Below are 25903 nucleotides of genomic sequence, written 5' to 3' on the forward strand. Positions count from 1 at the left end.
GCGTTTAGGAGGTCGATCCCCAGCTCAAAAGCCAGGGCGTCCCGCAGCACCAGGGACGCCTTCAGCCGGGAATGACCGGTGTTTTGCCTTGCTCATGGTTTAACCGAAACGGAAAGATCGTAGAGCGTTTCCGGCGCAATATCCAGATTGCCGGGCCAGCAGACCGTATCAAAGGCGACAAAAGCCCGCTCGAACAATGCAGTCTCTTTCAGTTTACGAAAAACCCCCATCTCAAGGTAAGGGCGCACATCGAACAGACGCACCTCGCCGGTATCGAATTCAAGTTCGAGATGAAAATTTTCTTTGGGGACGACACGAATAACCGATTCCATTGGTTTCCTCCTGACCCATCCCCACTCCCTTTAGGCCCAAGAGGGTCATTGTCAGGGGAGAGCCTTTAGGGATTGAGGGGGTTGGTTTTGAATCTGGCAAAAGTAAATCTAACGCAGTGGTTCAATAGGGAACGGTTCCAGCCCGCTGACGGCCAATTCCCAATCTGCCATCAGGTCTTCACGGTGTATCTCCAGCCAGGCCTGCACCAATTTCATCTTGGCGGCAGGGAACGCCCCATCAAGCACATCGCCGTCGAGAATGGAGATAGCGGCCATTTGTCCCTGATAGCGGGCATGGAAGTGGGGTGTATGATGTTTCTGATTGTCGAAAAAATACAGATAAATGATGATTCCGTAAAACACACTTATCGTTGGCATATCAGTTCCTCCCGAATTAGATTATACCCCCAATTGTCGCCGCACTGAGGCGACAATTGGGCAATGTCTCCCTCTACACCCTCCCGAACTGCCCGGCAAAGACCGTCTCAATCGCCTCAAATCGGTCGCATCCCTCAAAAGTCAGGCTGGCCGGGTCATTGGTCAGCACCCGTTCAGCAGGGTATTCGGCCAGCTTCGCCTTCAGCCAGTCAGCGGAATCAGGTGCGGCGCAGTCGCGGAAAAATACCGCAACCGACTGCTGCCGCCGGTCGCGCCCTGTCACAACCACCCCTTGGGCCTCGCGGACCATGCGCGACACATCCAGCCCCAGAAGGTAGACCAGGCCTTCCACCAGATCAACCGGCCGCTCCGGGGCATCGCCACCCCCTTCCACCCGTTTCAGGGTATAGCCGAACAGTGAGGTGAAACGGTCAACGCCGCAGTACAGGGCGCGGCCGGCCTGCTCCAGGCGGTAGCGCAGCCGCCAAAGGGGTCTGGTGTTGGGACATACTCTGTTTCCTTGTGCACGATTGTCGAATATTAGTTCGACAGGCAATGTAAAATATTTCCGATGCCATTACCAGAAGTTTCGCAATGATTATAGGTGTATCAGGCTTAAAGTCTCCGTATCCCGTATAAAATAAACTCGTCTATATGACATTGGCAAATCCAATCCGGTCTGGTTATAAGGGAACAGGGGTAATAAACCATTGTCAATATACTAAAATCAGCTAAAATTGCAGAAAATCGTTGTTACAGAACTGCTTGTTATGGAGGGTAACTTATGAAGAAGAAAATAGGCGTCGTACTTTCCGGCTGCGGCGTCCGCGACGGCAGCGAGATCCACGAAGCGGTGCTCACCCTTCTGGCCATCGACAGGAACAACGCGGAAGCGGTCTGCATGGCCCCGGACATCGAAGTACCCGAGACAAACCACCTCACCATGAAGGAAACCGGCGCCAGGAGAAATGTGCTGGTGGAATCGGCAAGGATCGCCCGCGGCAACATCAGGGACATAAAGGATGTGCGGGCAGCCGATCTCGATGCGGTCATCTTCCCCGGTGGTTTCGGAGCTGCCAAAAACCTCTGCAATTTTGCCGAGAAGGGGGCTGCCGCCACCATCCAGCCGGACGTGGCGCGTCTCCTGAAGGAGATGGCCGCAGCAAAAAAACCGATCGGCGCCATCTGTATCGCTCCGGTCCTAATCGCCGCGACCCTCGGCAAGGAGTATGCCCCGCAGGTGACCATCGGCACGGATGCCGGCACCGCCGCTGCCATCGCTGAAACCGGCAGCCTTCACCTGGAATGCCCGGTTACGGAATTCGTCGTGGACAAGAAGAACAAGATCGTCTCCACCCCTGCCTACATGCTTGCAGAGCACATCTCCGAGGCTGCCGAGGGGATTGAAAAAGCGGTCAAGGCGGTAATCGATCTGATCTGACCGGCCAGCGGGGACCGAAACCCGCTGTTACGAAGGCTCTACCAGCATGCGGCATAACTATAGCTTGCGAAAAATTAGTTTTGCCATATGATATTATTGCAATCTTTTTAAATCATATGGAGGAGGAACTAGGAATGAAAAAGCTACTTATGCTAGCCTGCCTGACGGCGACCATTTCCTTGGCATGCGGAACAGCCATGGCCGACAGCATCAAGGGAAGAATCGGTGTGACCGGCCGGATCGGTTTTCTGATCCCTGCCGACAGTGAGGATGTTGGGTCAGGCGCTGTGGCGGTAGATACCGACGCCAGTTTTCTGGGGGGTGGCGGCTTCATCTACGGTATTGGCGACAATATCGCCGTTGAAGTCGATATCACCCACGCCGAATTCAGCTCTCACCCCCATAACGTTTCCGCTTTGAAGGATGGGGATTTTGCAACGACCAACGTGGCCCTCGGCGCCCAATACCGTTTCATCAACCTGCCGATCACGAAACTGGTCCCCTATGCCGGCGCCGGCATTGATATTCTCATCAATGATTTCAGAACAGACAGCGGCGAGAGAAGGGATGTCGATACGGTTCTGGGCGCGCAACTGGTCGGGGGGGTAGATTACTTCATCATGAAACAGCTTGCCATAACCGGTGAAATAAAAGGGGTACTTGCGCCAAACTCGGATATCAAGGATCCATCAGGACAAAAAATCGGCAGTTTTGACCCCTCCTCGGTGACGGTTACCGGGGGGGTCAGATATTTTTTCAATTAACCCCTATCTTACTGAGGGACGGCCATGCAGGCCGTCCCTTCACCCTCCGCAAACGCCCGTTCATACTCACTCACCAGCTTTTCCTTTACGCCGCTGTCGATGAAGTCCCATGGCAGAAGTTCGTCCAAGGGGATGTTGCGACAGACGTACGCATCGGTATCGAGCCCCAGCTCCTTTGCCGCCCGCCTCCATCCTCCCGACTCACCAGCCCTGACGAGCAGCGGGGCAAGACGCCGGTCACCCCGGGAGAGGAGAGCTTGCAGGTAGGCATCTTTCAACCCCTCCAGCTGAATCCTGACATTTGACAGCCGACCGAGAGCCTTGTGCAGGTATTTCGCCTTTTTCTCCAGAGACTTGAGATCTTCCATGCCGCACCACTGAAAGGGGGTGAACGGCTTCGGGATAAACGGGTTGATCGAAAGGACCACTTCACCGAGCCGTTTGTTTTTCCGTGCCGCGGCGATTACCCGTTCGCGGATTCTTTCCACAAGCCCCACCATCTCATCCAGATCGGCCGCTGTTTCAGTAGGTAAACCAATAATGAAGTAGAGTTTCAGATTGAGAATATCCCTGCCGATCAAGCGGTCGCAGGCGGCAAGGATCTGCTCCTCGCTGATGTTCTTTCTGATGAGGTCCCTGAGCCGCTGGGATCCGCCTTCCGGCGCCAGGGCCACGGTTTTGTGACCGCTCTCCTTGAGCGCCTCGATCAGTTCGTCGTCCAAACCATCGATGCGCAGGGAAGAAACGGATATCTTCCCCCCCTGATCGAGGATGTAGCGGCACAAGTCCCCTATGCCGTGATAATCGGAAACCGCCGCACCGACCAGACCTATGCGCTGCCGCTCTTGCAGCCCCTTTGTCACCTCAGCCTTTACCGCCTCAAGTGTGCGCTGACGATAGGGGAGGTAAATGAATCCGGCTGCGCAGAACCTGCATCCGCGGGGGCAACCGCGTGAAACCTCGATCAGATACATGTCGGCAAATTCCGTGGCCTCGGTGAGGATTTCCGAGGTGGTCGGCCGCCGCCCTGCCTCCTCATCCCATATCCGCCGTACCGTCGGAGGCGCACCGGCGAGAGGCGTGCGCGACACGAGGCGTCCCCCTTCATAAACTGTTTCGTAGAGGGAGGGGACATAGATGCCGGGCACCCGGGCGCAGTGTTTTAAAAGCTCATCCCGGCCGATTTGTTCCTCGCTGGTCAGTACTTCGAGGAGCCCGGGCAGGAGCGGCTCCGCCTCACCAATGCAGACGAGGTCCATGAAATCGGCCACCGGTTCGGGATTGAGAAATAAAGCTGCGCCACCGGCCATCACGAGCGGCATGGACTCGTCGCGTTCCCCAGCATAGACGGGTATCCCGGCCAGATTCAGAATGGGCGGAATGTTCAGGTAGTCGCTCTCAAAGGAGACGGAAAAAGCGATGACGTCGAACTCGGTAAGCGGCCGCTGCGACTCCAGGGAGAGCAATTTTGAACCGGACTTGCGGTATTCTTCCAGCTCCTCCCGGTCGGGAAGGAAAGCCCGCTCGCAGAGGACGTCCGGATAGGCATTGAGCAGGGAATGGACGGCCTGAAAACCCAGGTTGCTCATGGCGGCATGGTAGCGGTTCGGATAGACCAGGCAGAAGGTCAGCCCGGCAGCCGCCTTGGGGGTAACCCCGGTCTCGCAGGCGAGGATTTTGCGGTATTTTTCGATGATTTTCCAGGACATATTCCCCGATTCCTTATCTTGTTAAGCGACCCCATTTTGTCTTCCCTGTCATGGCGTTATTACCCTCTTTATTGCCCTTACTAAGAGGTAACTACCCTTTCTTTCCCCAGCAATCTTGAGGGTGGACAGCAGATAATACTTCATTTTTCAGTTTTTCCATCCCCACCTTGCTCCAGATGTGCTCGCGCGAGCATCACCGCTTCATGGAGCTTGCGTTCCAATTCGGCCTTCGGAAGTACTTCAGTCCAGTAACTGGCTATGTGGATGCCGCTTTTGTCAAGGTCGAGCAATTCCACGGTCTCGTGTCGTTTACCGGCGCACAGGATTAGGCCGATTGGAGGCTCTTCGCCTGATTTTCGCTCATAGCGATTCAGCCATCCAAGGTAGAGTTCCATCTGCCCCTTATGACCCGGCTTGAACTCTCCCAACTTCAACTCGATAGCAACCAAGCGACGCAAGTTTCGGTGATAGAACAACAAGTCAAGATAGTGATCGATACCATCAACGGTGACCCGTTTCTGCCGCTCCAAAAACGCAAAACCGACCCCCAGCTCCAGAATGAACGCTTCCATTTCCCGCAGAATTGCTGCTTCCAGGTCTTTTTCGGCATAGGTGTCCTTGAGGCCCAGAAAATCGAGAATGTAAGGATCCCGGAATACCAGGTCGGGTGTAAGTTTATCTTCATTGCGAAGAGCCTTTAGTTCAATTTCGGCGAGCTGTTCGGGCCTACGGGAAAGCGCCGTGCGTTCAAAAAGCATGGACTGGATTTTCTTATCCAGAGTTCGTGTATTCCAGCCTTCGATACGGCACAGTTCAGCGTAAAAGTTGCGTTTGAGAGGGTCTTCAAGATAGATGAGGGATTTAAAATGGGTCCAGGTCAATTGTCTCCGCAACGCGGAGACAATTTCAAGGTCGGGAAAAGCTTCGGCAAATCTGATCATATGCCGAATGCTTTTTGATGAAAATCCTCGTCCAAATTCAATTTCCAATTGTCTCCCCAGTGCAGAGACAATTTCTTCGCCGTAGCCGGCCCGCTTATCCTTGAGGATATCCTGCCTTACTCGCAGGCCAACATTCCAATAAAGCATGGTCAGACCGGAGTCGATGGCTCGTGCAACGCTCTCACGCGCCTGCATGATCATCTGGCGGACATCGGTCAACAAGGGGCGACCCGACGTTTGGGGTGGCTTTATAGCTGTTGCCGGTTTTGTCTTTCCGGTGGTTTTTTCCTCGCTCATTTCTTCCCCTCCACCACGACGATTTCGTCATCCGTCAGACAGTAGAGGGCGTAGACGAGGATGTCGATTTCGGGATAAGTAGTTATTTTGTTAAGGTGTAGGCGCGACACTGTGATATTCTCCTCGCACCTCTTCCTCGTCACGATCCCGGAACAACGGCTTTGGCGCAACAAGCACCTCTTTTACCCGCGACGGATCAACCAAGACACCTTCAATCCGGTTGGACGAAACTGCGCTTTCAACCATGGCATGTTCCCGTAGCGCCTTCAGCCGCTGTGGAGATTGCCGCGTATAAAGCTCTTGCTTACCGCGATATTCGCTCAGGTCGGCGAGATACCAGGAGGTGCCGACAGGAACAGAAATAGTTTGCCCGGCAAACAGCCGAAGTGTGGTCATATATCCTCCCCGGCAATCCGTACATAAAGCGGTCGAATTCGACCGCTTTAAAATCCTGGTTATGCAGTTGCGCCCAAAGGCCGATGAACTCGATAGTCGTCCGGCTCCGAAGCCAGTTCTTGATAATATCAATGGGCTCATTTGGGTTTTTGTAGCGGACGATATCAGTCAGCGAGATGTAATCTTCCTGCTCTTTGCGTGTTCTGACGTAAAGGATGGAGCGTCCTTTTCAGATTCGCTCCATGTAGCCAGCGTCCGCTAGTTCAGCTAGGTCTGCCCTTGCCCGTCTTTTTGTACTGTTTTGTACTGTTTTGTACTATTTTGTACTGTTTTGTACTGTTTTGTACCTCGCCTTTTCTATCCCGGTAACACGTATTGGCTCCCCCTTTTAAATCCGGTCTGTTTGAGAATCCCCTTGTCTCGCATCCGGAAAAGGAATTTTCGCGCCGGAATATCCTTCAGGTCCAATAATTCCGCGCATTGCTTTCGAGTTATAAAACCATGCCTTCGAACATAATCAAGCACCTTATCTTCAAGCAGGAGGGGTAAAGACACTTCAACCTTATCGATAGTCGACACATTCAGCGTGTAGTGAGTCCAACGGCGGGAGCTATGCTGCAAGGTGAGACCATTCTGCACAAGACCGCGAAGTTCACGGCTTGCAGTCAGTGAATCGACATGGGCAAGCCGCTGATAATCAAAATTAGTGATCTGTTGATTGTGACGCAAGTACACCAGTGCCAGCCGCTGCCGGTCATTGAGCGGTCTGTCGGCATAGCGATTGAGCCAGGCAATAGCCTCTGTATTCATCAAGGTCAAATTGCGCATTATAACCAGAAACGAACTCCGTCGGTCCTGAAACCGCGGCGGCTCAAGATTTGCGGATCGCATTGCGCCTGTCCCGCTTTCGTTTAGATGTTCTCGAATCTCATTTCGAGTGGTGCTTGACATGTCGTATTTCACCATCCGAATACCAGATAAAATACACGAAAAACGCACAAAGTGCGTTTTGTAATTGATTGTGTGTTTAACCGCGTGTTTTCAACGTGTAATATGCCCCTCGCCACCGCCATGAAGCTCTAACTCACTATCTTTAGACATCTTTTTTGAGTAGATGGTATGCCTGGGCTGGGGTGATCTTGCACAATTCGGCAACGTCTTCCCGTGTGATCCGTTTGTCTTTTTGTGCATCCAGTGCCGAAAGAACCATTTGGTGCTGTTGGATCTTGTCGAATCCTTTCGTCCTCACATAGCCTGAAACATCTCGCCACGGGCTGATCAGCCCGCGTTCAAGAAGGCGTTCCAGCACCCTTTTCCCTTCTGAGGCGCCTTTCTGGATAACCTTGGAAACTTGATCGGAATCAATTCTTCGCTCGACAAAGAGGGTATTCAAGACAATCAATTCATACAATACAAACGGCCTTCCCGCCTTATCCTCTTCATAAACAAAGGATGCAAATTTCAGTGACGGCTCACCGCCATTCAGAATGACACGGACTCCACTCGCCTGGCTCCTGATTATGCCCGTAGCTACACAAGCAACATATTCATGTAATAATTCTATTACTTTTTCTTACCCGTCCCGATCTTCCGCTTCTTTACTTCCGGTATCTCCTTGAAATTCTCCCGCGTTGATACCCGTTTCCCCGATTTCCGCTCCAGGTCTTTTCTGGCGCTACCAGCCACGGTACCACCTTCAACGGCCGCATCCAGGTTTTCATCAAATTCCTGGGCATCACGATTCCTGGCAATCTCGGTGGTGGAAGCCTCACCCAGCATGGTGAAAATCAATTCAAGGTCGGTCATGTGGTCCCGCAGGTTGTCCCGCTGTTTCTCCAGCCCTTTGAACTCCTTATACTCCGACGGGGTCATACCAAAGGTGGCCCGGCTAATCTCGGCGGTGAGGATGGAGTATTCCCGCTGCTCCTTTACCCCGCGCTTCTGCCATTCGTTGGTCAGCTCGTCGCGAATGGCAATGCCGCGCACACGCTTTTCGATCCATTCGTCGCTGTACCCTTTGGCCTTGTACAGCTCACGCATCCGTTTTGCTGTCAGTTCCGGGTTCTCTATCTCTTCCAGCCGTTCGTATCCCACCCGCGCCAGCCAGCGTTTGAACGGTTCGGCCTTAGGGGAAGGTATCGACTGGATGAGCCGTAACAGCTGTTCCGTGTCAGCAACATCGGTCAGATAATACTTGCCGTCCGCTGCCTGCATTTTCAGTTGTCCCATTTTTGGGGACAACTCACTACCCTCACTGATCAGCTTGGTTTTTAAGGCATTCCAGTATTTTCTTGGGCGTGGGCTTTCTGTCAATATCTCAATCACATCCACTATTGAAAAATACCATTTGCCCTTTTCCGCATCCCATAACGAACGGATCTTCTTTGACTCGAACAGCTTTATCGCAGTTTCATGGGTCATTGTCGCAATCCCTCTTTCACTCACCCTTGATCACCAGCCACGTGACCAGTTCAAAATCTTCCGCCCCATGAGGTAGTCCTTCAGGAAGTCGCCAACCTTGCTCGAGAGCGGTTGTCTTTATGGCTGACTGAGCTGCGGTAGACATGGAAAACCCTCCGAATAAGCCATTCAGTTTTATCAGAATCCCCCGGCATTTTCCAATAAAAACGCCGAGATATTCATTTGTCGACGGAGGTGGCTGATATGTTGGCGGGACAGGAGATAAAAAAGGGGAAAAAAGACCCGGCCCCCTCTGGAGGGGGAAGTATGGAGGCCGGGGAATGAAAGCCTCGCCGGTGGCAGGGGGGCCGCCACCGGTTAATTTTTACGACCTGAAGTTAGACGATTACAGTCCAACGGAACGCGATTTTTTCGTCAGGGCAAGGCCCCCTTCGGAAAAGACGCGTTCCTTAATCCACGGATTTGCGGAGGAAAGTCGGGATGTCGTACTGATCCTCGTCCTCCATCATAAAGCTGCGCTGGCGGGAAAAGGTCTCGCGCTGCTGCTTTTCCCTGATGAAGGTCGGGATCTCGCGATTAACCTCGCTCCTGTTGATGAGCGGCGCGACGTTTTTCATTTCCTGCCGGCTCTTCTCCATGTCGAAGCGGTCACCGAAGCCGGTGGCGATAGCGGTCACCTTGATGACGTCGCCCAGCTCTTCGTCGATGACGAGGCCGACGATGATGTTGGCATCCTCATGGACTTTTTCGTGGATGATGCGGCTGGCTGCGTCAAACTCATCCATGGTCATGGCCGAGGAACCGGAAATATTGACGAGCACCCCTTTCGCCCCGGAAATATCGATGTCTTCCAGGAGCGGGCTGGAAATAGCCCGGGTGGCGGCGTCAACAGCCCGATTTTCGCCGGAGCCCATGCCGATTCCCATCATGGCCATGCCGCGCTCGCTCATGATCGCCTTGACGTCGGCAAAGTCCACGTTGATGAGGCCCGATGTGGTTATAAGGTCGGAAATACCCTGCACGGCCTGGCGCAGGACATCGTCGGACGGCTTGAAGGCGTCGAGAATCGACATGGACTTGCCGGCCAGCCCGAGTAAGCGGTCGTTGGGAATGACGATGAGTGAATCAACGTGCTTCTTCAATTCCTTGATGCCGTCCTCACCTTTTGCCAGGCGCTGCCGACCTTCGCGACTGAACGGCTTTGTAACCACGCCGACGGTCAGCGCCCCCATGCTCCTTGCCACTTCGGCGATGATCGGTGCGGCTCCGGTTCCGGTGCCGCCACCCATGCCGGCAGCAATGAAGATCATGTCGGCGCCCTTGAGCGATTCAGCCAGCTTGTCCCGGTCCTCCAGGGCCGCCTCTCTCCCCACGGAAGGATTCGCCCCGGCCCCAAGCCCTTTGGTCAGCTGACCGCCGATCTGGATCTTCAACGGTGCCTTGGATGAACGCAGAGCCTGCGCATCGGTGTTGGCGACGATAAAATCAACACCGTGGACATTGCTGCTGATCATGGTATTGACTGCATTGCCGCCGCTCCCACCTACCCCGATTACCTTGATCTTCGCACTCTGGTCAATGCTCTCGTCAAATTCAAACATTCGCTACCCCCTTTCTTGACTTTCACTGTATTGTATTTAAAAAATCATCAACAACTCAAAAGAACTCTCCGAACCACTCCTTCATTCTTCTGCTCACCTTGCGGAAGATGTTGTCCTCGCTCTGGGCTGAGGGGAACTCGTGAACCCCGACATTTTTGCTGCCATAGACCACAAGTCCGACACCTGTTGCATAGGCCGGCGAATTCACCACGTCGACCAGACCGCCGATGCGCTGCGGCAATCCTCTGCGCACCGGCAGGTTGAACACCTGCTCGGCAAGCTCGGGCATCCCTTCGAGAATGGTGCTGCCACCCGTGATTACCACCCCGGAGGCGATCAGATCCTCTAAACCCGACTTGACGATCTCCCGGTTCACCAGGGTGAATATTTCTTCAACCCGAGGTTCAAGGATTTCCGACAAGAGCTGCCGGGAGAGTATCCGCGGCTTTCTGCCGCCGACGCTCGGCACTTCGATGGTTTCGTCCTTGCCGACCAGGGAGGCCATGCAGCAACCATACTTCTGCTTGATCTTCTCAGCTTCAGCCATCGGCGTTCTGAGTCCCACGGCGATATCGTTGGTCAGATGATTTCCCCCGAGCGACAGCACGGAAGTGTGCTTGATGGCGCCGTCCACGAAAATGGCGATATCCGTGGTTCCCCCGCCGACATCGACCAGTGCCACTCCCAGCTCCTTTTCGTCGGCAGAAAGAACCGCCTCGGACGAAGCGAGCTGCTCAAGGACGATATCCGCCACGTCAAGTCCGGCGCGGTTGCATGACTTGATGATGTTCTGGGCACTGGCAACGGCACCGGTGACGATATGCACCTTGGCCTCCAGCCTGACGCCGCTCATGCCCAGCGGTTCGCGGATGCCGTCCTGGTCGTCGATGATGAATTCCTGGGGAAGGATATGAATAACCTCACGGTCCATGGGAATGGCGATCGCCTTGGCCGCATCGATGACCCTTTTCACGTCATCCGAGCAGACCTCGCGGTTCTTGATGGCAATCACCCCTTGAGAGTTGAATCCCTTGATGTGGCCACCGGCTATGCCGGCATATACCGACTTGATTTCGCAGCCTGCCATCAGCTCAGCCTCTTCCACCGCCTTTCTGATGGAAGCTACCGTGCTCTCGATATTGATGACCACTCCCTTGCGCAGTCCCCGGGAGGGGCTTGTGCCGATCCCGACAATATCGATACCTTCTTCAGTGAGATTGCCGACTATTGCGCAGATCTTCGTGGTGCCGATGTCGAGTCCTACAATCAGATTATCCCTTTTAGCGGACATACCCCCCCCTTTTCTTCTCTAAGGAACTGTAAACAAATAACATGGGCAATTTACAGCTCCTAAGCCTTTTTCACTATTATCTTGTCGCTGTAATCAAGGTCAATGTATTCAAGAGCCGACATCTGCGGTTGCAGATCCCGGTAGATTCTGGCAAGACGGCTAAGTTTTTCGCTGAAACCGCCGTTGCCCAGCTTCACCGGCACCCCGCCCGAGGCGGTAAAGATGGTAAAGCCGTAACCTTTATCGAAGTGTATCTCTGAAACATCATCCAGCCTGAAATCCGTCCGCGACTTCAGTTGCGCAATCAGCTCCAGCGTCGTCTTCAGCGTCGCCTTGGAACCTGACGGGTCTTTGGCAATATCCTCTTCGGTTATGCCGGTAAGCACGGGATAATCGAGCCGATCCCCTTCGGTAAGGGGCTTGAACAATTCTCCCTTGTTGTCCAGGTAGTAGAGATACCCCATGTTGACCACCGCCACCGGCTCACGCTCCGCCACCTCGATGGTAAGTGTGCCGGGGAAATATCGCCTGACCTTTACCTGGGCTATCCAGGGGTTTTTCGCTATCTGCTCGCCGATGCTCTTAAGCCTCAAGGCCAGCATTGCATCCCCTTCCTTCACACCGGCCAGGGCAACGACCTCCTGCCGGCTCAGCTTCTTGAGATTGGACACCTCGATCCGCTCCAACCGCAGAAATGTAGTCCGGGCAATCAGCCGGTACATCTCGTACCCAACGAATCCGGTCAGTGAAACGAGTGCCGCTCCGCACACTACCTTCGCCGACTTCCTGAAAATACTCCGGAAATTAATCGGCTTGCGCGGCTTCGGCGGTTTTTTCAGCCGGTTTTGCGAGGTCGGTCGCTGTTTTTTCTTGTGCAGATCGCGCATGGTAGAAACCGGTCGATGGTTGATGGTCTATGGTTAATAGTGAATCGCTGATAGGAGCCAGGCAGTCATCAACCATCCGCTATCAACCATCCACCGCTTCAACTACTGGCTTATTTTCAACGCCGCGGCAGCAAGGATTCTTTCCACCAGATCTTCGAATCCTATTCCCGAGCCGCGGGCTATCTCCGGCAACAGGCTCAGATCGGTCATCCCGGGCAAGGTATTGACCTCCAGGATATAGCATGCCCCTTCCTCCGTGACGAGGAAATCGACCCGGCTGTAACCGCTGCAGCCCAGGGCACGGTGTGCATCTTCTCCTGCCCGCAGCACTTTTCGGTAAAGCTCTGCCGGCAGTCGGGCGGGGAGAATATGCTCGGCCATGCCGGGAGAGTATTTTGCATCGAAATCATAGAATTCGTTTTTCGGTACGATCTCAATGGCCCCGAGCGCCTTGTCTTCAAGGATACCCACCTGGACCTCGCTCCCCTTGATGAATTGCTCGACGAGGATTTCACGGTCGTACCTGAAGGCCTCCTTCATGGCAGCGGCAAATTCCGACTCCTTCTTAACGATGCTGACACCAACCGAAGAACCTTCCTGCGATGGCTTTACCACGACGGGAAGAGAAAATTCGAGCTCGGCAAGAGCGGCCTTATCGCCTCGGCAAAACACCTTGTACGGGGCTACGGTCAGTCTGGCCGCCTGAAAAGCCTGTTTGGCAAAAATCTTGTTCATGGCAAGGGCACTGGCAAGGACGCCGGAACCGGTATAGGGTATTCCCATGATTTCCAGAAGACCCTGGATAGCGCCATCCTCACCATAGCGGCCGTGGAGAGCTATAAATGCCACATCCACCCATTCCCTGACGAGCACCTGGGCGATATCGCGGTCAACGTCTATGGCAACGGCATCGTAGCCCCTTGCCAGAAGCGCCTGGTGAACGGCTGCGCCGCTTTTCAGGGACACCTCGCGCTCCGCCGACAGTCCCCCCATCAGCACGCCTATTTTTTTTGTTTTCAGTTCATCAACTGTCATGTCCTTACCATCACTTTCGAACGACTTTATCGACCATCGACCATCGACCATCGACCATCGACCATCGACCATCAGCCATCGACCGTTTATCAATCCACACCGACGATCCGCACTTCCTCTTCCAAATCTATCCCGCTCCGTTCCCGGACCTTTGACTTTATGACCTGCGCCAGTTGCAGAAAATCCGCCGCCATGGCCCCGCCGCGATTGACGAGGAAGTTGGTGTGGACCTCCGAAACCTGGGCACCGCCGATTTGGCAACCTCGCAGCCCCGCCTCATCTATCAGGCGCCAGGCCTGTTTCCCCTCCGGGTTTTTAAAGAACGAACCGGCATTGGGATAGCCGACCCTCTGGCTGTTGCGCCGATGTTCGAGATAGCCTTGAATTCTGCCTTCAATCTCCTCGGCATCTCCTGCGGCAAGGGAAAATACGGCAGCGAGAACGATCTCGCCAGGTTTCAGCTCCAGGTGGCGATATCCGTATCTGAGGTCTTCCCGGAAAGTAACGGTTATCTTGCCTCCCTGCAACGTTGTCAGGCTTTCCACCAGCTCCAGCACCGACCGGCCGTGGGCACCGGCATTCACGCTGAGCGCACCGCCGACCATGCCGGGTATCCCGCTGAGAAACTCCAGGCCCGTCAGCCCCTGCCCGTTGGCAAAACGTACGAGCTGCTGGTTGGTGCTCCCTGCCTCGGCACGTAAGCGGTTATCCGGAAGTTTTTCCATGCTGCAAAACTGCTTCAGAGAAATCACTACCCCCCTGAAACCGCCATCCCTGACCAGCAGATTATAGCCGCCGCCGACAACCAGATACGGCATCCCCATCTCGAGGATAACGGCCATGAGCGACTGGAGGTCGGACGGATCTGCGGGGATGGCGAAGAAATCAGCCGGACCACCCACCTTCAGCGCGGTATGCCGTGCCATCGGCTCATTGAACCGTAACTCGCCGCGCAACGCCGCAACCAGTCGTGTACGGGTATCGTCTGTCAAAGATCTCCCTTAAGCTTCTCCACCAGCGTTTCACCCACCTGCCAGATGTTGCCTGCGCCGAGGGTGATGACGATGTCGCCCGGCTTGACGATGCCGAGCAAATGGTCGCATACGGCATTCCGGTCGGCGATATAGGTCACGTCCTTCTGGCCATGTCGCTTTATCCGTGCTGCCAGAGACTCTGCCGTAATCCCCTCGATCGGCTTTTCGCCGGCAGGGTATATATCGGTCAGGATGAGAATATCTGCATCATAAAACGCCTTGACGAACTCCTCGAACAGTTCCTTGGTACGGGAATAGCGATGGGGCTGGAATGCCACCACCAGCCGTCGATCCCACCCCCCCTTGGCCGCCGCCAGGGTCGCCCTGATCTCGGTCGGATGATGGCCGTAATCATCCACCACCATGATGTCGCGCACTTCCCCTTTGACCTGGAAACGACGCCCCACGCCGCCAAACGCCTTGAATCCGGCCTGGATCTCGGCAAAGGGGATATTCAACTCCATGGCCACGGCAATGGTCGCCAGGGCGTTGAGCACGTTGTGCGCTCCCGGCATGCTGAAGGTTATTTCCCCGAGCAGCGTTCCCTTGTAATGGGCGACAAAGGAGGTCGTGAATCCGGTGTGCCTGACGTCGGTGGCGCGGAAATCGGCCTGAGTCGACAAGCCATAGGTATTGAAGCGTTTTTTCACCAGAGGGATGATGTCGGCAATGTTGCCGTTGTCCAGGCAAAGCACTGCAAGACCGTAAAAGGGGACCTTGTTGATGAACTGGACAAAGGTATCCTTGATTTCGTCGATGTCTTTATAGAAATCCAGATGATCCGCGTCGATGTTGGTAACCACCGCAATGGTCGGCGACAGTTTCAAAAATGAGCCGTCCGATTCATCGGCCTCGGCAACCAGGAATTGCCCCTGGCCGAGGCGGGCGTTGGTACCGATGGAATTGAGCCGTCCGCCGATGACGATGGTCGGATCAATCCCCCCTTTTGCCAGGATGGTGGCCACCATGGAGGTGGTGGTGGTCTTGCCGTGGGTGCCGGCAATGGCTATGCCGTACTTCATCCGCATCAGTTCTGCAAGCATCTCGGCGCGGGGAATGACCGGTATCAGCCGTTCCATGGCCTCCACCACTTCAGGGTTGTCATCATGGACTGCGCTGGAAATGACCACGACATCGACATTGGCCACATTCTCCCGGGCATGACCGATGAAGATCTCACCGCCGAGCCCTTCCAGACGTTCGGTGATCTCCGTTTTCCTGAGGTCCGAGCCGGACACCTTGTAGCCGAGGTTGAGGAGCACTTCGGCAATTCCGCTCATGCCGATGCCGCCGATGCCGACAAAATGTATTTTTTCTATTTTTCCGTACACGCTTGCTCCCTCGTCATCTCATCTACTATCACCTGTGCAGCATCCAGCTGCGCCAGGCTGCGGGCATTTCTGCCGGTCTGCTCAATCTTCCCGGGGTGCGCAATCAACTCCATTACCTGAAAAGCAAGGCTCTCTCCGGACAGTTCCCGCTCCAGTATCATGTATCCCGCCTCTTTCTTGAGAAGCGCCTCGGCATTTCGACGCTGATGGTCGTCGGCGGCATACGGATAAGGAATGAATATACAGGCCTTGCCACAGGCCGTAACTTCGGCAATGGTCGTCGCGCCTGCACGACAAACGATCATATCTGCGTTTGAATATGCCGCGGCCATGTCGTCGATGAACGGCGTCACCTCCGCCGCAAATCCTGATTGTTCATAAGTCTTTCTAACCTCGGCCTGGTCTTTTTCACCGGTCTGATGAGTGATGATGAGGCGTTCCTTCACGCCTGCCAGAAATGGCAGAGACTCGATCATTGCCGTGTTGATGCGGTGGGCGCCGGCGCTGCCGCCAAATACGAGCAGCTTCAGTTTCTCGTCGCTCGCCGGTGTTTTCTGTCCCAGCGGCACGTTCCAGAGTATCTCCTTGCGCAACGGATTGCCGGTCAAAATCGTAGCATCCTCGGGAAAAAACTTCCTCGACTCCTCGATGGAGATGAACACTTTTTCGGCAAACCGGGCCAAAAGCTTGTTGGTGAGCCCGGGAATGGCGTTTTGTTCATGGATGAAGCGCCGGATTTGCATCCCTCGCGCAGCCAGCACAACCGGAGCCGAAGCATAACCGCCGACACCGAGGACAAGGTCGGGGCGGAATTCCTTGAGTATGCGTCTCGACTGGGCATAGCCATAGAGAAGCTGCGCTGCGCTCCTTATCTTGGCCAGCGGACTCTGCCCCTTGATCCCGCTGGCGGTGATGCATTCGAGCCGGTAGCCGAGCCGGGGCAGCAATCTCGCCTCTATGCCGCGCTCGGTGCCGACGAAAAGCACCTCGTTGGAATGGTTCCGGGCCAGGAATTCCTCGGCAACGGCAATACCGGGAAAGAGATGGCCACCTGTTCCGCCGCCGGCGATGAGCAGCTTCATGGCGTCCCCCTCATCCGTGACGAAACATTGAGCAACATACCTACGGCAAACAGGCTGATAATCAGGGAACTACCTCCGTAGCTGATAAAGGGAAGGGCCAGCCCTTTCGTCGGCAGCATACCGGTCACAACCCCCATGTTGATGAACGCTTCAAGCCCCAGCAGAACGGCAATGCCGAAGGCGAGAAAACGGCCGAAATTGTCTTCCGCGCCTACCGCAACCCGGATACTGCGCTGAATCAGCAGGAGAAACATGGCGGCAATCACCATAACTCCGATAAATCCCAATTCCTCTCCCACCACCGAGAGGATGAAATCCGTATGGGCCTCCGGCAGATAGAAAAGCTTCTGCTTCCCTTCGCCGAGCCCCTGGCCGAAGATCCCTCCGGTGCCGAAGGCAAGCCAGGACTGGATGATCTGGAAACCCGAATTGGTAGGGTCCGACCAGGGATCGAGGAAAGCCGTGATGCGCCTCATCCGGTAGGCCTCGGTCACGACGAGGTAACAGGCAAACGGTGCCGCCAGCACACCCATGCCGAGGATATAACGGGGTCTGGTGCCTGCGGCAAACAGCATGGCAAGGGCAACGGCACCCATGGTCAATGCAGCTCCCATGTCGTGCTGTTTGAGAAGAATGGCGAGCAGGACCGCCAGAATCACCATGTACGGCAGGAAGCCGGACATGAATTCCTTCAGCTTCTCCTGTTTCTTATCGAGTGAGTAGGCCATGTAAATAATGAGCGCCACCTTTGCCATCTCGGACGGTTGAAAATTGAAGCCGGGCAGACGAATCCAGCGGGATGCCCCCTTGGCCGTTCCACCAATGCCGGGAATGAAAACCAGGATAAGCAGCGCCAGACACGCAAGCAGTACCGGCACGGCAACCCGCCGCCAAACATGGTAATCGACCTGCATGGCAATTGCCATTACCCCGAAGCCGAGCAGTGCGTAAATACCCTGTCTTTTCAGGAAATAGAAACCGTCGTTGAATTTTTTTGCTGCCATTATCGACGAAGCGGAATAGACCATGACTACGCCGAAACAGGTGAGCATCACCACCATCAGCAGAATTATCATGTCATATCCCTCTATTTTCTTCACCGCCCTGCTCCGTCATCAAGAGAGCGGACGAGGGACTTGAAGCACTCCCCGCGCTCTTCATAGTTCTTGAACATGTCAAAGCTGGAACAGGCAGGAGAGAACAGAACCACCCCGCCCGGAGAAGTCAGCCGGTGCGCAAGCGCCACCGCATCTTCCAGCGTATCGGCCAAATGGGTATCGGTGAGGGAGCCCAACGCGTTGCACATCCTCTCTTTTGCCTCGCCGATAAGGATGAGGTGGCCGACCCGCTCCTTGACCAGCCCGGCCAGCGGGGTATACTCTCCCCCCTTGTCCTTGCCGCCGGCAATCAGGGTTATCCCCGAGTCGAAGCTCTCCAGGGATTTGACCACGCTCCCCACGTTGGTCCCCTTGCTGTCCTCATACCAGGCAACGCCGTTCACCTCACGGACGAACTCCATCCGGTGAGGCAGACCGGCAAAAGCCTCCAGGGCAGCCAGTGCCTGTCCCGCATCGCACCCCATCAGCAGCGTGCTTGCCAGCGCCGCCATGATGTTGTCGATGTTATGCACCCCTTTAAGCCGGAAGGAAGCGGTTGCAAAAAGCTCCTCGCGCCCTTCCCAGCGGTAGACTATGGAGCCGTTGCGGTAGAAAATCCCCTGCGCCAACTCCTGCCGCTGACTTGTGGGCACCACCCGCGCCTTCATTTTACCGGCATACGCGGCGACGAGCGGGTCATCCATGTTAAGCACCGCATAATCCGCGCTGGTCTGGTTCTCGAAGATTCTCAGCTTGGCGTCGATATACTCCTGGTAGGTTGCGTAGCGGTCCAGGTGGTCTTCGGTGATATTGAGCAGCACTGCCACCTGCGGCCGAAAATCGATGATTCCCTCAAGCTGGAACGAACTGAGTTCGACCACTACCCGGTCAACCGCTTCGCCGCTTGTAACGAGCTCGATGAGCGGGTTACCGATATTGCCGCCGACAAAGGTCTTGAAACCGCAGGCAGCAAAAATCTCACCGGTCAGGGTCGTAGTGGTGGTTTTACCGTTGGTGCCGGTAATGGCAACGAGGGGCGCTGTGAGAAACCGGGCAGCCAGTTCTATTTCGCTGATCACCGTCCGGCGCTGGGCCTTGGCCAGCAGCAACGGCTTGATATCCATCGGCACACCGGGGCTGACGACAACCAGGTCCGCCATGAGGAAGCTGTGCCTCTCGTGCCTGCCAAGCTCATAATCGATATCCAGGTCGGCGAGCTGCTCCATTAACGGTGCGAGCGCCGCTTCATCCTTCATGTCGGTAACGGTGACCCGTGCCCCCCGCGCTGCCAGGAAACGGGCCACGGCAACCCCGGTACGGGCCAGACCGACTACCAGTATTTTCTTGTTTAATAATTCCATGTTCCTCTTCGCATTCGTAGGGGCGGGGTTCCCCCGCCCTGGTTGCCGCGCCCTGGTTCCCCCGCCCAGGGCGGGGGAACCCCGCCCCTACATCATTATGTCTACCGCATCTTCAGCGTCGAGATGGCCACCAGCGCCAGGATGATGGTGATGATCCAGAAACGGACGATGATCTTCGGTTCGGCGACCCCCTTCAGCTCGAAGTGATGATGGATGGGCGCCATGCGGAAGATCCTCTTGCCGCGATATTTGTACGACCCGACCTGAAAGATTACAGAGAGCGCCTCGACGACGAAAACGCCGCCGACGATGACCAGCAGGATTTCCTGCTTGGTGATGACCGCCAGGGTCCCGAGCCCCCCCCCGAGGGAGAGGGAACCCACATCCCCCATGAACACCTCGGCGGGATAGGAATTGTACCAGAGGAAGCCGAGCCCCGCCCCGACCATGGCGCCGCAAAGCACGGCAAGCTCACCGGAACCGGGAACATAAGGGATCTGCAGGTAACCTGAGAGCTTCGCGTTGCCGGCAATATAGGTAAAGAGCAGATAGGTAGCGGCGTTGATCGCCACCGGGCCGATGGCGAGGCCGTCCAGGCCGTCGGTGAGATTCACCGCATTACTCGCCCCGACAATGACAAGGGTGACGAACGGGATGTACAACAGTCCCAGGTCAGGGTGGAGACGCTTAAAAAACGGAAAGTAGAGATCAGTGGAAAAGCCCGCCAGGTTAAAGAGGAAAATTCCCACCCCGCTCCCGAGCAGCACCTGCCAGAACATCTTCTGCCGTGGAGAGAGCCCTTTCGGGTTCTTTTCCACCACCTTCTTATAATCATCGACAAAGCCGATCAGGCCGTAACCGGCGATAATAAAGAGCGTCAACCAGATATATACATTGGTCAGGTCGGCCCAGAGCAGCGTCGGTATGATAATGGCAGCGAGTATCAGCACTCCCCCCATGGTCGGCGTTCCCTGCTTCTTCAGGTGTGACTCGGGGCCGTCGGTCCGGATCACCTGACGGGCCTGGAGGCTCTCCAGCCTGCGGATGAGCCAGGGGCCGAGGATAAAGGCAACGACCAGCGCAGTAATCATGGCGTAGATGGTCCTGAAGGTCAGGTATTTGAATACGTTGAACAGTTTATAACTGGATGCCAGCGGGAACAGCAGATGATAGAGCATCAGGCGACCTCGTTCTTTTCACCAGGCAGAGCAAAGCCTTGCCTGATGGCTTCCGCCACGATATCCATGCGCATACCGCGCGACCCCTTGACCAGAATATTGTCCCCCTTGGCCACCCTGCGGCGCAGGTCGGCAATAATCTCCTCATGGGTACGAGCCACGACGATGTTTTCCGGGCTGAGACCACCGTCAACCGCTCCGGCCGCGACAGTCTCCGCCATCTCGCCCATGGCGTAGAGGCGCTCTACGCAGGTTGCGGCAAGAAGCCCCACCTCACGGTGGGCTGCCACAGAGCCTGTACCCAGTTCCAGCATATCTCCAAGGATCGCAATGGCACGGCTCTCTTCGCGTATATCGCGGAGAGTCACAAGCGCCGCCGCCATGGAGGCCGGATTTGCATTATAGCTGTCATCAACGAGCACTACGCCGCGGATCTCTTCCAGACTGAACCGTTTGTCATAGGGGGTGAACTCCTCCAGCCCCGAACGGATCAGCTCCGGGTCCACTCCGAGCAGATGGGCGGCAGCGGCGGCAGCCAGGGCATTGTACACATTATGCAGGCCATAAGCCTTCATCCGCACCGGCACATCCACTCCCGGAAGGCGAAGGGTGAAGCGGAGCCCTTCTCTGCCTAGGCTCTCAATCCCTTCTGAACTCACCTCCGCCCCGCGGAGGCCGAAGGAAAGCCTCTTTACGCCGGCAGGAGCCGGGCATCGGGAGATGAGCGGGTCGTCGGCATTATACACTGCCCAGCCGTCTGTCTTGAGACGCATGAACAGCTCGCCTTTCGCCTTTGCCACAGCCTCCACACTCCCCATGCTCTCCAGGTGAGCGGTAAAAGCATTGGTAATGACCCCTATCCGTGGGTTCGCCATTTCCGCCAGACGGTCTATTTCTCCAGGCTCACTCATTCCCATCTCAAGGACCGCCCAGCGATCCCTTTTCGTCAGGCGCAGCAGCATCAACGGTAAGCCGATCAGGTTATTCAGATTGCCGCTGGTCTTCAATCCAGGCCCGGTCTGCGCCAGAATTGTGGCCAGCATCTCTTTGGTGGTGGTTTTGCCGTTGCTCCCCGTGATCCCGACCAGCGGCAAGTCGAACCGGCTGCGATGCCAGGCAGCCAGGTCACCGAGCGCCCTTAGGGTATCGGGTACTGCCACATAAATTACGTCGTTTGGTGGTTGCTTGCCGGCAAGCCGGTCCGCAGCAACAAGAAAAGCGCGGACACCTCTGGCAACCGCAGCCTCCAGATAGTCATGTCCGTCGAATCGTTCTCCCTTTAAAGCAACGAAGAGCTCACCGGCAGCAACCTGCCGCGAATCGGTGGAAACGCCGGAAACAGCATCGTTGCCGCTGCCGATCCTGGTCCCACCGGTTGCTTCGATTATCTCGTCGATTGTGAACATGCGCGCCATTCTTCCCTCAACCATAACATTTATCCGGCAAGCTCACGGCACGCTTGCGCCGCCTCTTCCCGGTCGTCGAAATGATGCTTTTCGCTGCCGATAATCTGGTAATCCTCATGCCCTTTGCCGGCCAACAGGACGATATCTCCCGGTCTCGCCGCCGCTACCGCCAGCCTGATCGCCTCGCGGCGCGACTCGACGGCGGCGTACCCCTTTTCGCTGAAACCGTGGCGCAATTCCTCACTGCCGTATTCCCTGATACCCAGAGGAACTATCCCCTCCCGCACTCCGGCAATGATCTTCTCCGGATCTTCGCTTCTGGGATTGTCAGAGGTTATGATGCTCAAATCACTGTAGCGCCCCGCGATCTCTCCCATCACCGGACGCTTTCCCCGGTCGCGGTCGCCACCGCAGCCAAAGACCGTTATAATGCGCCCTTTTTTCAGCTCGGTCAGGGTGCGCAACACGTTTTCCAGGGCATCACCGGTATGGGCATAGTCAACGAGAATGGTGAGTCCGCGGTCATTGGCAACCCGTTCCACCCGCCCCGGAACTTGTGGATGGTGCTCGAGACCCTCATGGATTGCATCAAGCGGCAGCTCCATGGCGATTCCGGCTGCAGTTGCAGCCAGAATGTTATAAAGGTTGAAACGGCCCAGCAGTTCCGAATGGAGGTTAATCTGTCCTTGCGGGGTTACCAGGACGCAGCTGATGCCGGCTACGGAAAACACCACCCGCTCCGCACGTACGTGGGCATTACCGGAGATGCCGTATGAAAGGACAGGACAGGCAGCACCCTGCACTATCCGCGGACCGTATGGGTCATCGATATTAACTACTGCGCAACGTTTCGGCTTTATCCGGTCTGCAGCGAGGAGTTCGGAGAAGAGCCGCATTTTGCTCTGAAAATACGACTCCATATCAAGATGGTAATCCAGGTGGTCGCGGGTCAGGTTGGTAAATACGCCTACATCGAAGCAGCATCCGTCTACCCTCCGCTGCTGGAGGGCATGGGAAGAAACCTCCATGACAACCCCCTTGGCCCCCATGTCGATTAATTCTCGCAGGGTCCGCTGCAGATCAACGGATTCGGGTGTTGTATTGGGGGCCGGGATGGCCTTTTCTCTGAAACGATAATTGACCGTGCCCAGCACGGCCGCAGGTATACCACTCTTCTCAAGAATCGATTCAATCAGGTACGTTATGGTCGTTTTGCCGTTTGTACCGGTAATGCCGACGAGCGGCAGGGTAGCAGTCGGGAAGCCGTAGAAGGCAGCAGCCATCCGAGACATGGCCAACCTGGCATCGGCTACCCGCACCCATGGTATTCCTTGTGGAGTCAGGGTCCCATCAACCACAACGGCAACTGCTCCGGCTTTTATCGCTGTATCGACAAAGCTGTATCCGTCGCTGGCAACCCCCTTTAAAGCGAAAAAGAGTCCACCGGCCTTCACCCTCCGGGAATCGTAGTAAAGCCCCTCGATTTCCGGGTCGGCGCCACCGCCAACTTCAAGCGGCATAACGGATTTTGTCAATTCGGAAAGTAGCATTTGACCTCAAACATGGGCAATTGTCAAAAGTTATTTCTCAGAGTTCTGTTCGTCAGGCAGCCGGAACAAACTTGACCCAGACCTGATCGTTCGCACCAATCCGGCTCCCGGCCATTGGATTTTGTTCTACAGCCCGACCGCTCCCCAGCAACTTGACGTTGATGCCGCGTTTTTCCATGATTTTCAGTACCTGGCGCATGCTCAGCCCCTGGAAATTCGGCATTACCGTCCCCCCCGTGCCGTCTACTATACCCCCGTCAGCCACAGCATCGGCCGTTTCGACAGAGGGAGTCGCCTTTGCCTCTAGCTGCTCAGGCCTTTTTTTCATCCCCTTGTCCGGTGGAACTTTCAGGTAGCAGAGTGCCTGCTGGGCAATGGCGCTGAACGCAGGTGCGGCCACTACCCCTCCGTAGGAGCTGGTCTTCGGCTCATCGATTACCACCAGGATGGTCAATCGTGGCTTTTCCAAGGGAACAAAACCGACAAACGAAGCGGTCCGCTTGTTTACGGAATACCCCCTCGTAAGAGGATCGACCTTTTGGGCAGTTCCCGTCTTTCCCGCAGAGCGATAGCCGTCAACAGCGGCATTTACCCCGGTTCCCCCTTCAACTACGACACCTTCCAGCATCCTCGCAACAGTTTTTGCCGTCTCTGGCGAAAGAATCCGTCGCTTAACCACAGGAGCAAAGACCTGCAATGCATTACCACTGTCATCGCTGATCTTTTCCACCAGATACGGCTTCATAAGCAATCCGCCGTTGGCAACTGCCGAAACCGCCGTCGCGATTTGCAAGGCAGTGGCTGAAACCCCCTGGCCAAAAGATATGGTGGCGAGATCCACACCGAACCATTGATTCTTGTTGCGCAGGTTGCCGCCTGATTCCCCCGGCAGATCTATACCGCTCCTTTCGCCGAAACCGAAATTGGTAAGTGCTGCATAGAGCCGTTCCTGGCCAAGCCTGGTCCCTATCTTTGCTGCACCGATATTGCTGGAGTATTTCAGAATCTGGGCAACGCTGAGACCGCCGTATCTATGGGTATCGTGTATGGTCCTGCCGCCGATGCTGTAACTGCCGTTCTCGCAGTTGAAGCCATCGGTCGGCCGTATCACTTTCTCTTCAAGTGCCGCAGCGACAAGAAAAATCTTGAAAGTCGAGCCAGGCTCAAAACTGTCCGATATGGATCGGTTTCTCAATGCCTGCGGCGAATACTTGAAATAGGTATTCGGGTTGAAATTCGGGTAGTTGGCCATGGCCAGCACACGGCCCGTCTCCGGCTCCATCACCAGGGCAATCCCCGCCTTGGCGCCGTTTGTCTCCACTGCCTTGGTCAATTCCTTCTCAGCGATATACTGAATGTTTTTATCGAGGGTAAGGGTGACGTTGTGTCCCTTGTCCGCACTTTTCACCACCGCCCCTTTCAGGTCGATGTCCCGGCCCAGGGCATCCCGCTCGGTTACCAGGTAACCGGTACTGCCGAGAATGGTGGAGTCATATTTCAGCTCGATCCCCTCCAAACCTTCAGGGTCCAGTCCGGTGAAGCCCACCACATGGGAAGCTACCTCGGAGTTGGGATAAAATCGTTTGCCTTCCTTGACAAAGCCTATGCCATCCAGATCGAGAGACTTGATCCTGGCCACGAGATCCGGCGCCATTCGTCGCTGGAGCCAGACAAAGTTTTTATTCCCATTGAGCTTCTTTTCCACCTGCTCTTTCGGCAGCGCCAAAAGCGGGGCAAGCTTGGCCGCCGCTTCGGGCAGGCTCTCCATGTTGCGCGGCTCCGCATAGCAGGAATCCATCTCGATGGAAACGGCCAGCGGGGCATTATTACTGTCGAATATGACGCCGCGGGCCGGCGTCAGAGGCACGATACGCTGATGCTGTTTTTCCGCCAGCTTGACCAACGAATCTTTTTTTACCACCTGCAGATAAAAGGCACGGGATGCGACCAGGACAAAAATGGTGACAAAGAGCACCCACATCAAACGGATGCGGACTCTTGTCCATTTTTCCCTGCTGTCCATCATTTTACGACAACCACCTGTTGTTCCGTCGGCATCGTCATGCCAAGTTCGCCCTTGGCAAGCGCCTCGATCCTGGCAGGCGTTTTCAATGAAGCAACCTCCAGCTTGAGCCGCTTATTCTCCTGCTGTTGCTCCTTGTATGAACCGTTCGTGCCAACAATCTGGAGATTCAAATCGATAACCTTCACCCGTGACCAGACATGGAAGATGGAAACCACGGTTACCATCGCCATGACTGCCGTCAGGTAGGGAAATGAACTCCAGCGCAAATCAACAACAGCGGCGCTCTTTGTTGGAGCAGCTACTTTGCTGAATGTCGCTTTACTATGTGCCATATGCAGCCTCCCC

General features: G+C 55.5%; 26 protein-coding genes. 2 read left to right on the top strand and 24 right to left on the bottom strand.

Annotated features, from left to right (window positions below; translation table 11 throughout):
* Positions 1–92: 92 nt before the first annotated feature.
* From GURA_RS20125 to GURA_RS20135, 3 genes are all read right to left on the bottom strand, one after another.
* Positions 93–332 carry a DUF2442 domain-containing protein gene (locus GURA_RS20125; protein ID WP_011940739.1) on the bottom strand — a complete coding sequence of 80 codons (240 nt, stop codon included), beginning with the start codon at positions 330–332 and terminating at the stop codon, positions 93–95.
* Positions 333–440: 108 nt separating this feature from the next.
* Positions 441–710: a DUF4160 domain-containing protein gene (locus tag GURA_RS20130; protein WP_011940740.1), complete on the bottom strand. Its 270-nt coding sequence runs from the start codon at positions 708–710 to the stop codon at positions 441–443.
* Positions 711–783: 73 nt separating this feature from the next.
* Positions 784–1266, bottom strand: a complete 483-nt coding sequence (locus GURA_RS20135) for a hypothetical protein (RefSeq protein WP_011940741.1) — start codon at positions 1264–1266, stop codon at positions 784–786.
* Between the two features lie 228 nt (positions 1267–1494).
* Between GURA_RS20135 and elbB the strand changes: the two genes are divergently transcribed.
* Together elbB and GURA_RS20145 are read left to right on the top strand one after the other, a co-directional pair.
* A complete protein-coding gene (gene elbB, locus GURA_RS20140; RefSeq protein WP_011940742.1) occupies positions 1495–2151 on the top strand; it encodes an isoprenoid biosynthesis glyoxalase ElbB in 657 nt (218 codons plus the stop codon).
* 134 nt (positions 2152–2285) lie between these two features.
* Complete coding sequence (locus GURA_RS20145; protein WP_011940743.1) at positions 2286–2915, top strand: outer membrane beta-barrel protein; 630 nt, start codon at positions 2286–2288, stop codon at positions 2913–2915.
* Between the two features lie 8 nt (positions 2916–2923).
* On the opposite strand, the gene GURA_RS20150 is transcribed toward GURA_RS20145, so the two are convergent.
* The 21 genes from GURA_RS20150 to ftsL form a co-directional block, all read right to left on the bottom strand.
* Entirely contained in the window at positions 2924–4624 is a 1701-nt protein-coding gene (locus GURA_RS20150) for a radical SAM protein (protein ID WP_011940744.1), read from the bottom strand.
* Positions 4625–4764: 140 nt separating this feature from the next.
* Positions 4765–5862 (bottom strand): PDDEXK nuclease domain-containing protein, encoded by a 1098-nt coding sequence (locus tag GURA_RS20155; RefSeq protein ID WP_011940745.1) that lies wholly within the window; start codon positions 5860–5862, stop codon positions 4765–4767.
* Positions 5863–5952: 90 nt separating this feature from the next.
* Entirely contained in the window at positions 5953–6258 is a 306-nt protein-coding gene (locus tag GURA_RS23770) for a Fic family protein (RefSeq protein WP_198134496.1), read from the bottom strand.
* Positions 6167–6475 carry a KilA-N domain-containing protein gene (locus GURA_RS25535; RefSeq protein WP_083765065.1) on the bottom strand — a complete coding sequence of 103 codons (309 nt, stop codon included), beginning with the start codon at positions 6473–6475 and terminating at the stop codon, positions 6167–6169. Before GURA_RS25535 ends, GURA_RS23770 begins: the two co-directional genes overlap by 92 nt.
* Before the next feature lie 140 nt (positions 6476–6615).
* On the bottom strand, positions 6616–7209 hold the full coding sequence (locus GURA_RS20165) for a hypothetical protein (protein WP_198134497.1): 594 nt from the start codon (positions 7207–7209) through the stop codon (positions 6616–6618).
* Positions 7210–7351: 142 nt separating this feature from the next.
* Positions 7352–7669 (bottom strand): hypothetical protein, encoded by a 318-nt coding sequence (locus tag GURA_RS20170; RefSeq protein WP_011940747.1) that lies wholly within the window; start codon positions 7667–7669, stop codon positions 7352–7354.
* Between the two features lie 152 nt (positions 7670–7821).
* The gene (locus GURA_RS20175) at positions 7822–8679 is read right to left on the bottom strand and encodes a BRO-N domain-containing protein (RefSeq protein ID WP_011940748.1); all 858 of its coding nucleotides are present in this window, start codon (positions 8677–8679) and stop codon (positions 7822–7824) included.
* A gap of 449 nt (positions 8680–9128) precedes the next feature.
* Entirely contained in the window at positions 9129–10280 is a 1152-nt protein-coding gene (ftsZ, locus tag GURA_RS20180; protein ID WP_011940749.1) for a cell division protein FtsZ, read from the bottom strand.
* Positions 10281–10335: 55 nt separating this feature from the next.
* Positions 10336–11571, bottom strand: a complete 1236-nt coding sequence (gene ftsA / locus GURA_RS20185; protein ID WP_011940750.1) for a cell division protein FtsA — start codon at positions 11569–11571, stop codon at positions 10336–10338.
* Between the two features lie 59 nt (positions 11572–11630).
* Positions 11631–12458, bottom strand: coding sequence for a cell division protein FtsQ/DivIB (locus GURA_RS24820; protein ID WP_011940751.1), 828 nt, complete (start codon positions 12456–12458; stop codon positions 11631–11633).
* Positions 12459–12560: 102 nt separating this feature from the next.
* Positions 12561–13493 (bottom strand): D-alanine--D-alanine ligase, encoded by a 933-nt coding sequence (locus GURA_RS24825; protein ID WP_011940752.1) that lies wholly within the window; start codon positions 13491–13493, stop codon positions 12561–12563.
* 89 nt (positions 13494–13582) lie between these two features.
* On the bottom strand, positions 13583–14485 hold the full coding sequence (murB, locus tag GURA_RS20200; RefSeq protein WP_011940753.1) for a UDP-N-acetylmuramate dehydrogenase: 903 nt from the start codon (positions 14483–14485) through the stop codon (positions 13583–13585).
* Positions 14482–15858 (bottom strand): UDP-N-acetylmuramate--L-alanine ligase, encoded by a 1377-nt coding sequence (murC, locus tag GURA_RS20205; protein WP_011940754.1) that lies wholly within the window; start codon positions 15856–15858, stop codon positions 14482–14484. The genes murB and murC overlap by 4 nt, the downstream gene beginning before the upstream one ends.
* Positions 15843–16940: an undecaprenyldiphospho-muramoylpentapeptide beta-N-acetylglucosaminyltransferase gene (murG, locus tag GURA_RS20210; RefSeq protein WP_011940755.1), complete on the bottom strand. Its 1098-nt coding sequence runs from the start codon at positions 16938–16940 to the stop codon at positions 15843–15845. The genes murC and murG overlap by 16 nt, the downstream gene beginning before the upstream one ends.
* Positions 16937–18016 (bottom strand): putative lipid II flippase FtsW, encoded by a 1080-nt coding sequence (gene ftsW / locus GURA_RS20215; protein WP_011940756.1) that lies wholly within the window; start codon positions 18014–18016, stop codon positions 16937–16939. Before ftsW ends, murG begins: the two co-directional genes overlap by 4 nt.
* Positions 18017–18036: 20 nt before the next feature.
* Positions 18037–19398: a UDP-N-acetylmuramoyl-L-alanine--D-glutamate ligase gene (murD, locus tag GURA_RS20220; protein ID WP_011940757.1), complete on the bottom strand. Its 1362-nt coding sequence runs from the start codon at positions 19396–19398 to the stop codon at positions 18037–18039.
* 101 nt (positions 19399–19499) lie between these two features.
* Complete coding sequence (gene mraY, locus GURA_RS20225) at positions 19500–20576, bottom strand: phospho-N-acetylmuramoyl-pentapeptide-transferase (RefSeq protein ID WP_011940758.1); 1077 nt, start codon at positions 20574–20576, stop codon at positions 19500–19502.
* Positions 20576–21982: a UDP-N-acetylmuramoyl-tripeptide--D-alanyl-D-alanine ligase gene (locus GURA_RS20230; RefSeq protein ID WP_011940759.1), complete on the bottom strand. Its 1407-nt coding sequence runs from the start codon at positions 21980–21982 to the stop codon at positions 20576–20578. Before GURA_RS20230 ends, mraY begins: the two co-directional genes overlap by 1 nt.
* A gap of 29 nt (positions 21983–22011) precedes the next feature.
* Positions 22012–23532 carry a UDP-N-acetylmuramoyl-L-alanyl-D-glutamate--2,6-diaminopimelate ligase gene (locus GURA_RS20235; protein ID WP_011940760.1) on the bottom strand — a complete coding sequence of 507 codons (1521 nt, stop codon included), beginning with the start codon at positions 23530–23532 and terminating at the stop codon, positions 22012–22014.
* A gap of 52 nt (positions 23533–23584) precedes the next feature.
* Entirely contained in the window at positions 23585–25558 is a 1974-nt protein-coding gene (locus GURA_RS20240; protein WP_011940761.1) for a penicillin-binding protein, read from the bottom strand.
* Positions 25555–25890 carry a cell division protein FtsL gene (gene ftsL / locus GURA_RS20245; protein WP_011940762.1) on the bottom strand — a complete coding sequence of 112 codons (336 nt, stop codon included), beginning with the start codon at positions 25888–25890 and terminating at the stop codon, positions 25555–25557. Before ftsL ends, GURA_RS20240 begins: the two co-directional genes overlap by 4 nt.
* Between the last annotated feature and the right edge of the window lie 13 nt (positions 25891–25903).

This window comes from Geotalea uraniireducens Rf4, from assembly GCF_000016745.1.
In the GTDB taxonomy this organism is placed as follows: domain Bacteria; phylum Desulfobacterota; class Desulfuromonadia; order Geobacterales; family Geobacteraceae; genus Geotalea; species Geotalea uraniireducens.

What these genes read in the sequence shown, in the direction of transcription:
- GURA_RS20125 (WP_011940739.1), bottom strand. Translation starts at nt 332, where the DNA reads ATGGAATCGGTTATTCGTGTCGTCCCCAAAGAAAATTTTCATCTCGAA.
- GURA_RS20130 (WP_011940740.1), bottom strand. Translation starts at nt 710, where the DNA reads ATGCCAACGATAAGTGTGTTTTACGGAATCATCATTTATCTGTATTTT.
- elbB (WP_011940742.1), top strand. Translation starts at nt 1,495, where the DNA reads ATGAAGAAGAAAATAGGCGTCGTACTTTCCGGCTGCGGCGTCCGCGAC.
- GURA_RS20145 (WP_011940743.1), top strand. Translation starts at nt 2,286, where the DNA reads ATGAAAAAGCTACTTATGCTAGCCTGCCTGACGGCGACCATTTCCTTG.
- GURA_RS20150 (WP_011940744.1), bottom strand. Translation starts at nt 4,624, where the DNA reads ATGTCCTGGAAAATCATCGAAAAATACCGCAAAATCCTCGCCTGCGAG.
- GURA_RS20155 (WP_011940745.1), bottom strand. Translation starts at nt 5,862, where the DNA reads ATGAGCGAGGAAAAAACCACCGGAAAGACAAAACCGGCAACAGCTATA.
- GURA_RS23770 (WP_198134496.1), bottom strand. Translation starts at nt 6,258, where the DNA reads ATGACCACACTTCGGCTGTTTGCCGGGCAAACTATTTCTGTTCCTGTC.
- GURA_RS20165 (WP_198134497.1), bottom strand. Translation starts at nt 7,209, where the DNA reads ATGTCAAGCACCACTCGAAATGAGATTCGAGAACATCTAAACGAAAGC.
- GURA_RS20175 (WP_011940748.1), bottom strand. Translation starts at nt 8,679, where the DNA reads ATGACCCATGAAACTGCGATAAAGCTGTTCGAGTCAAAGAAGATCCGT.
- ftsZ (WP_011940749.1), bottom strand. Translation starts at nt 10,280, where the DNA reads ATGTTTGAATTTGACGAGAGCATTGACCAGAGTGCGAAGATCAAGGTA.
- ftsA (WP_011940750.1), bottom strand. Translation starts at nt 11,571, where the DNA reads ATGTCCGCTAAAAGGGATAATCTGATTGTAGGACTCGACATCGGCACC.
- GURA_RS24820 (WP_011940751.1), bottom strand. Translation starts at nt 12,458, where the DNA reads ATGCGCGATCTGCACAAGAAAAAACAGCGACCGACCTCGCAAAACCGG.
- GURA_RS24825 (WP_011940752.1), bottom strand. Translation starts at nt 13,493, where the DNA reads ATGACAGTTGATGAACTGAAAACAAAAAAAATAGGCGTGCTGATGGGG.
- murG (WP_011940755.1), bottom strand. Translation starts at nt 16,940, where the DNA reads ATGAAGCTGCTCATCGCCGGCGGCGGAACAGGTGGCCATCTCTTTCCC.
- ftsW (WP_011940756.1), bottom strand. Translation starts at nt 18,016, where the DNA reads ATGATAATTCTGCTGATGGTGGTGATGCTCACCTGTTTCGGCGTAGTC.
- murD (WP_011940757.1), bottom strand. Translation starts at nt 19,398, where the DNA reads ATGGAATTATTAAACAAGAAAATACTGGTAGTCGGTCTGGCCCGTACC.
- mraY (WP_011940758.1), bottom strand. Translation starts at nt 20,576, where the DNA reads ATGCTCTATCATCTGCTGTTCCCGCTGGCATCCAGTTATAAACTGTTC.
- GURA_RS20230 (WP_011940759.1), bottom strand. Translation starts at nt 21,982, where the DNA reads ATGTTCACAATCGACGAGATAATCGAAGCAACCGGTGGGACCAGGATC.
- GURA_RS20235 (WP_011940760.1), bottom strand. Translation starts at nt 23,532, where the DNA reads ATGCTACTTTCCGAATTGACAAAATCCGTTATGCCGCTTGAAGTTGGC.
- GURA_RS20240 (WP_011940761.1), bottom strand. Translation starts at nt 25,558, where the DNA reads ATGATGGACAGCAGGGAAAAATGGACAAGAGTCCGCATCCGTTTGATG.
- ftsL (WP_011940762.1), bottom strand. Translation starts at nt 25,890, where the DNA reads ATGGCACATAGTAAAGCGACATTCAGCAAAGTAGCTGCTCCAACAAAG.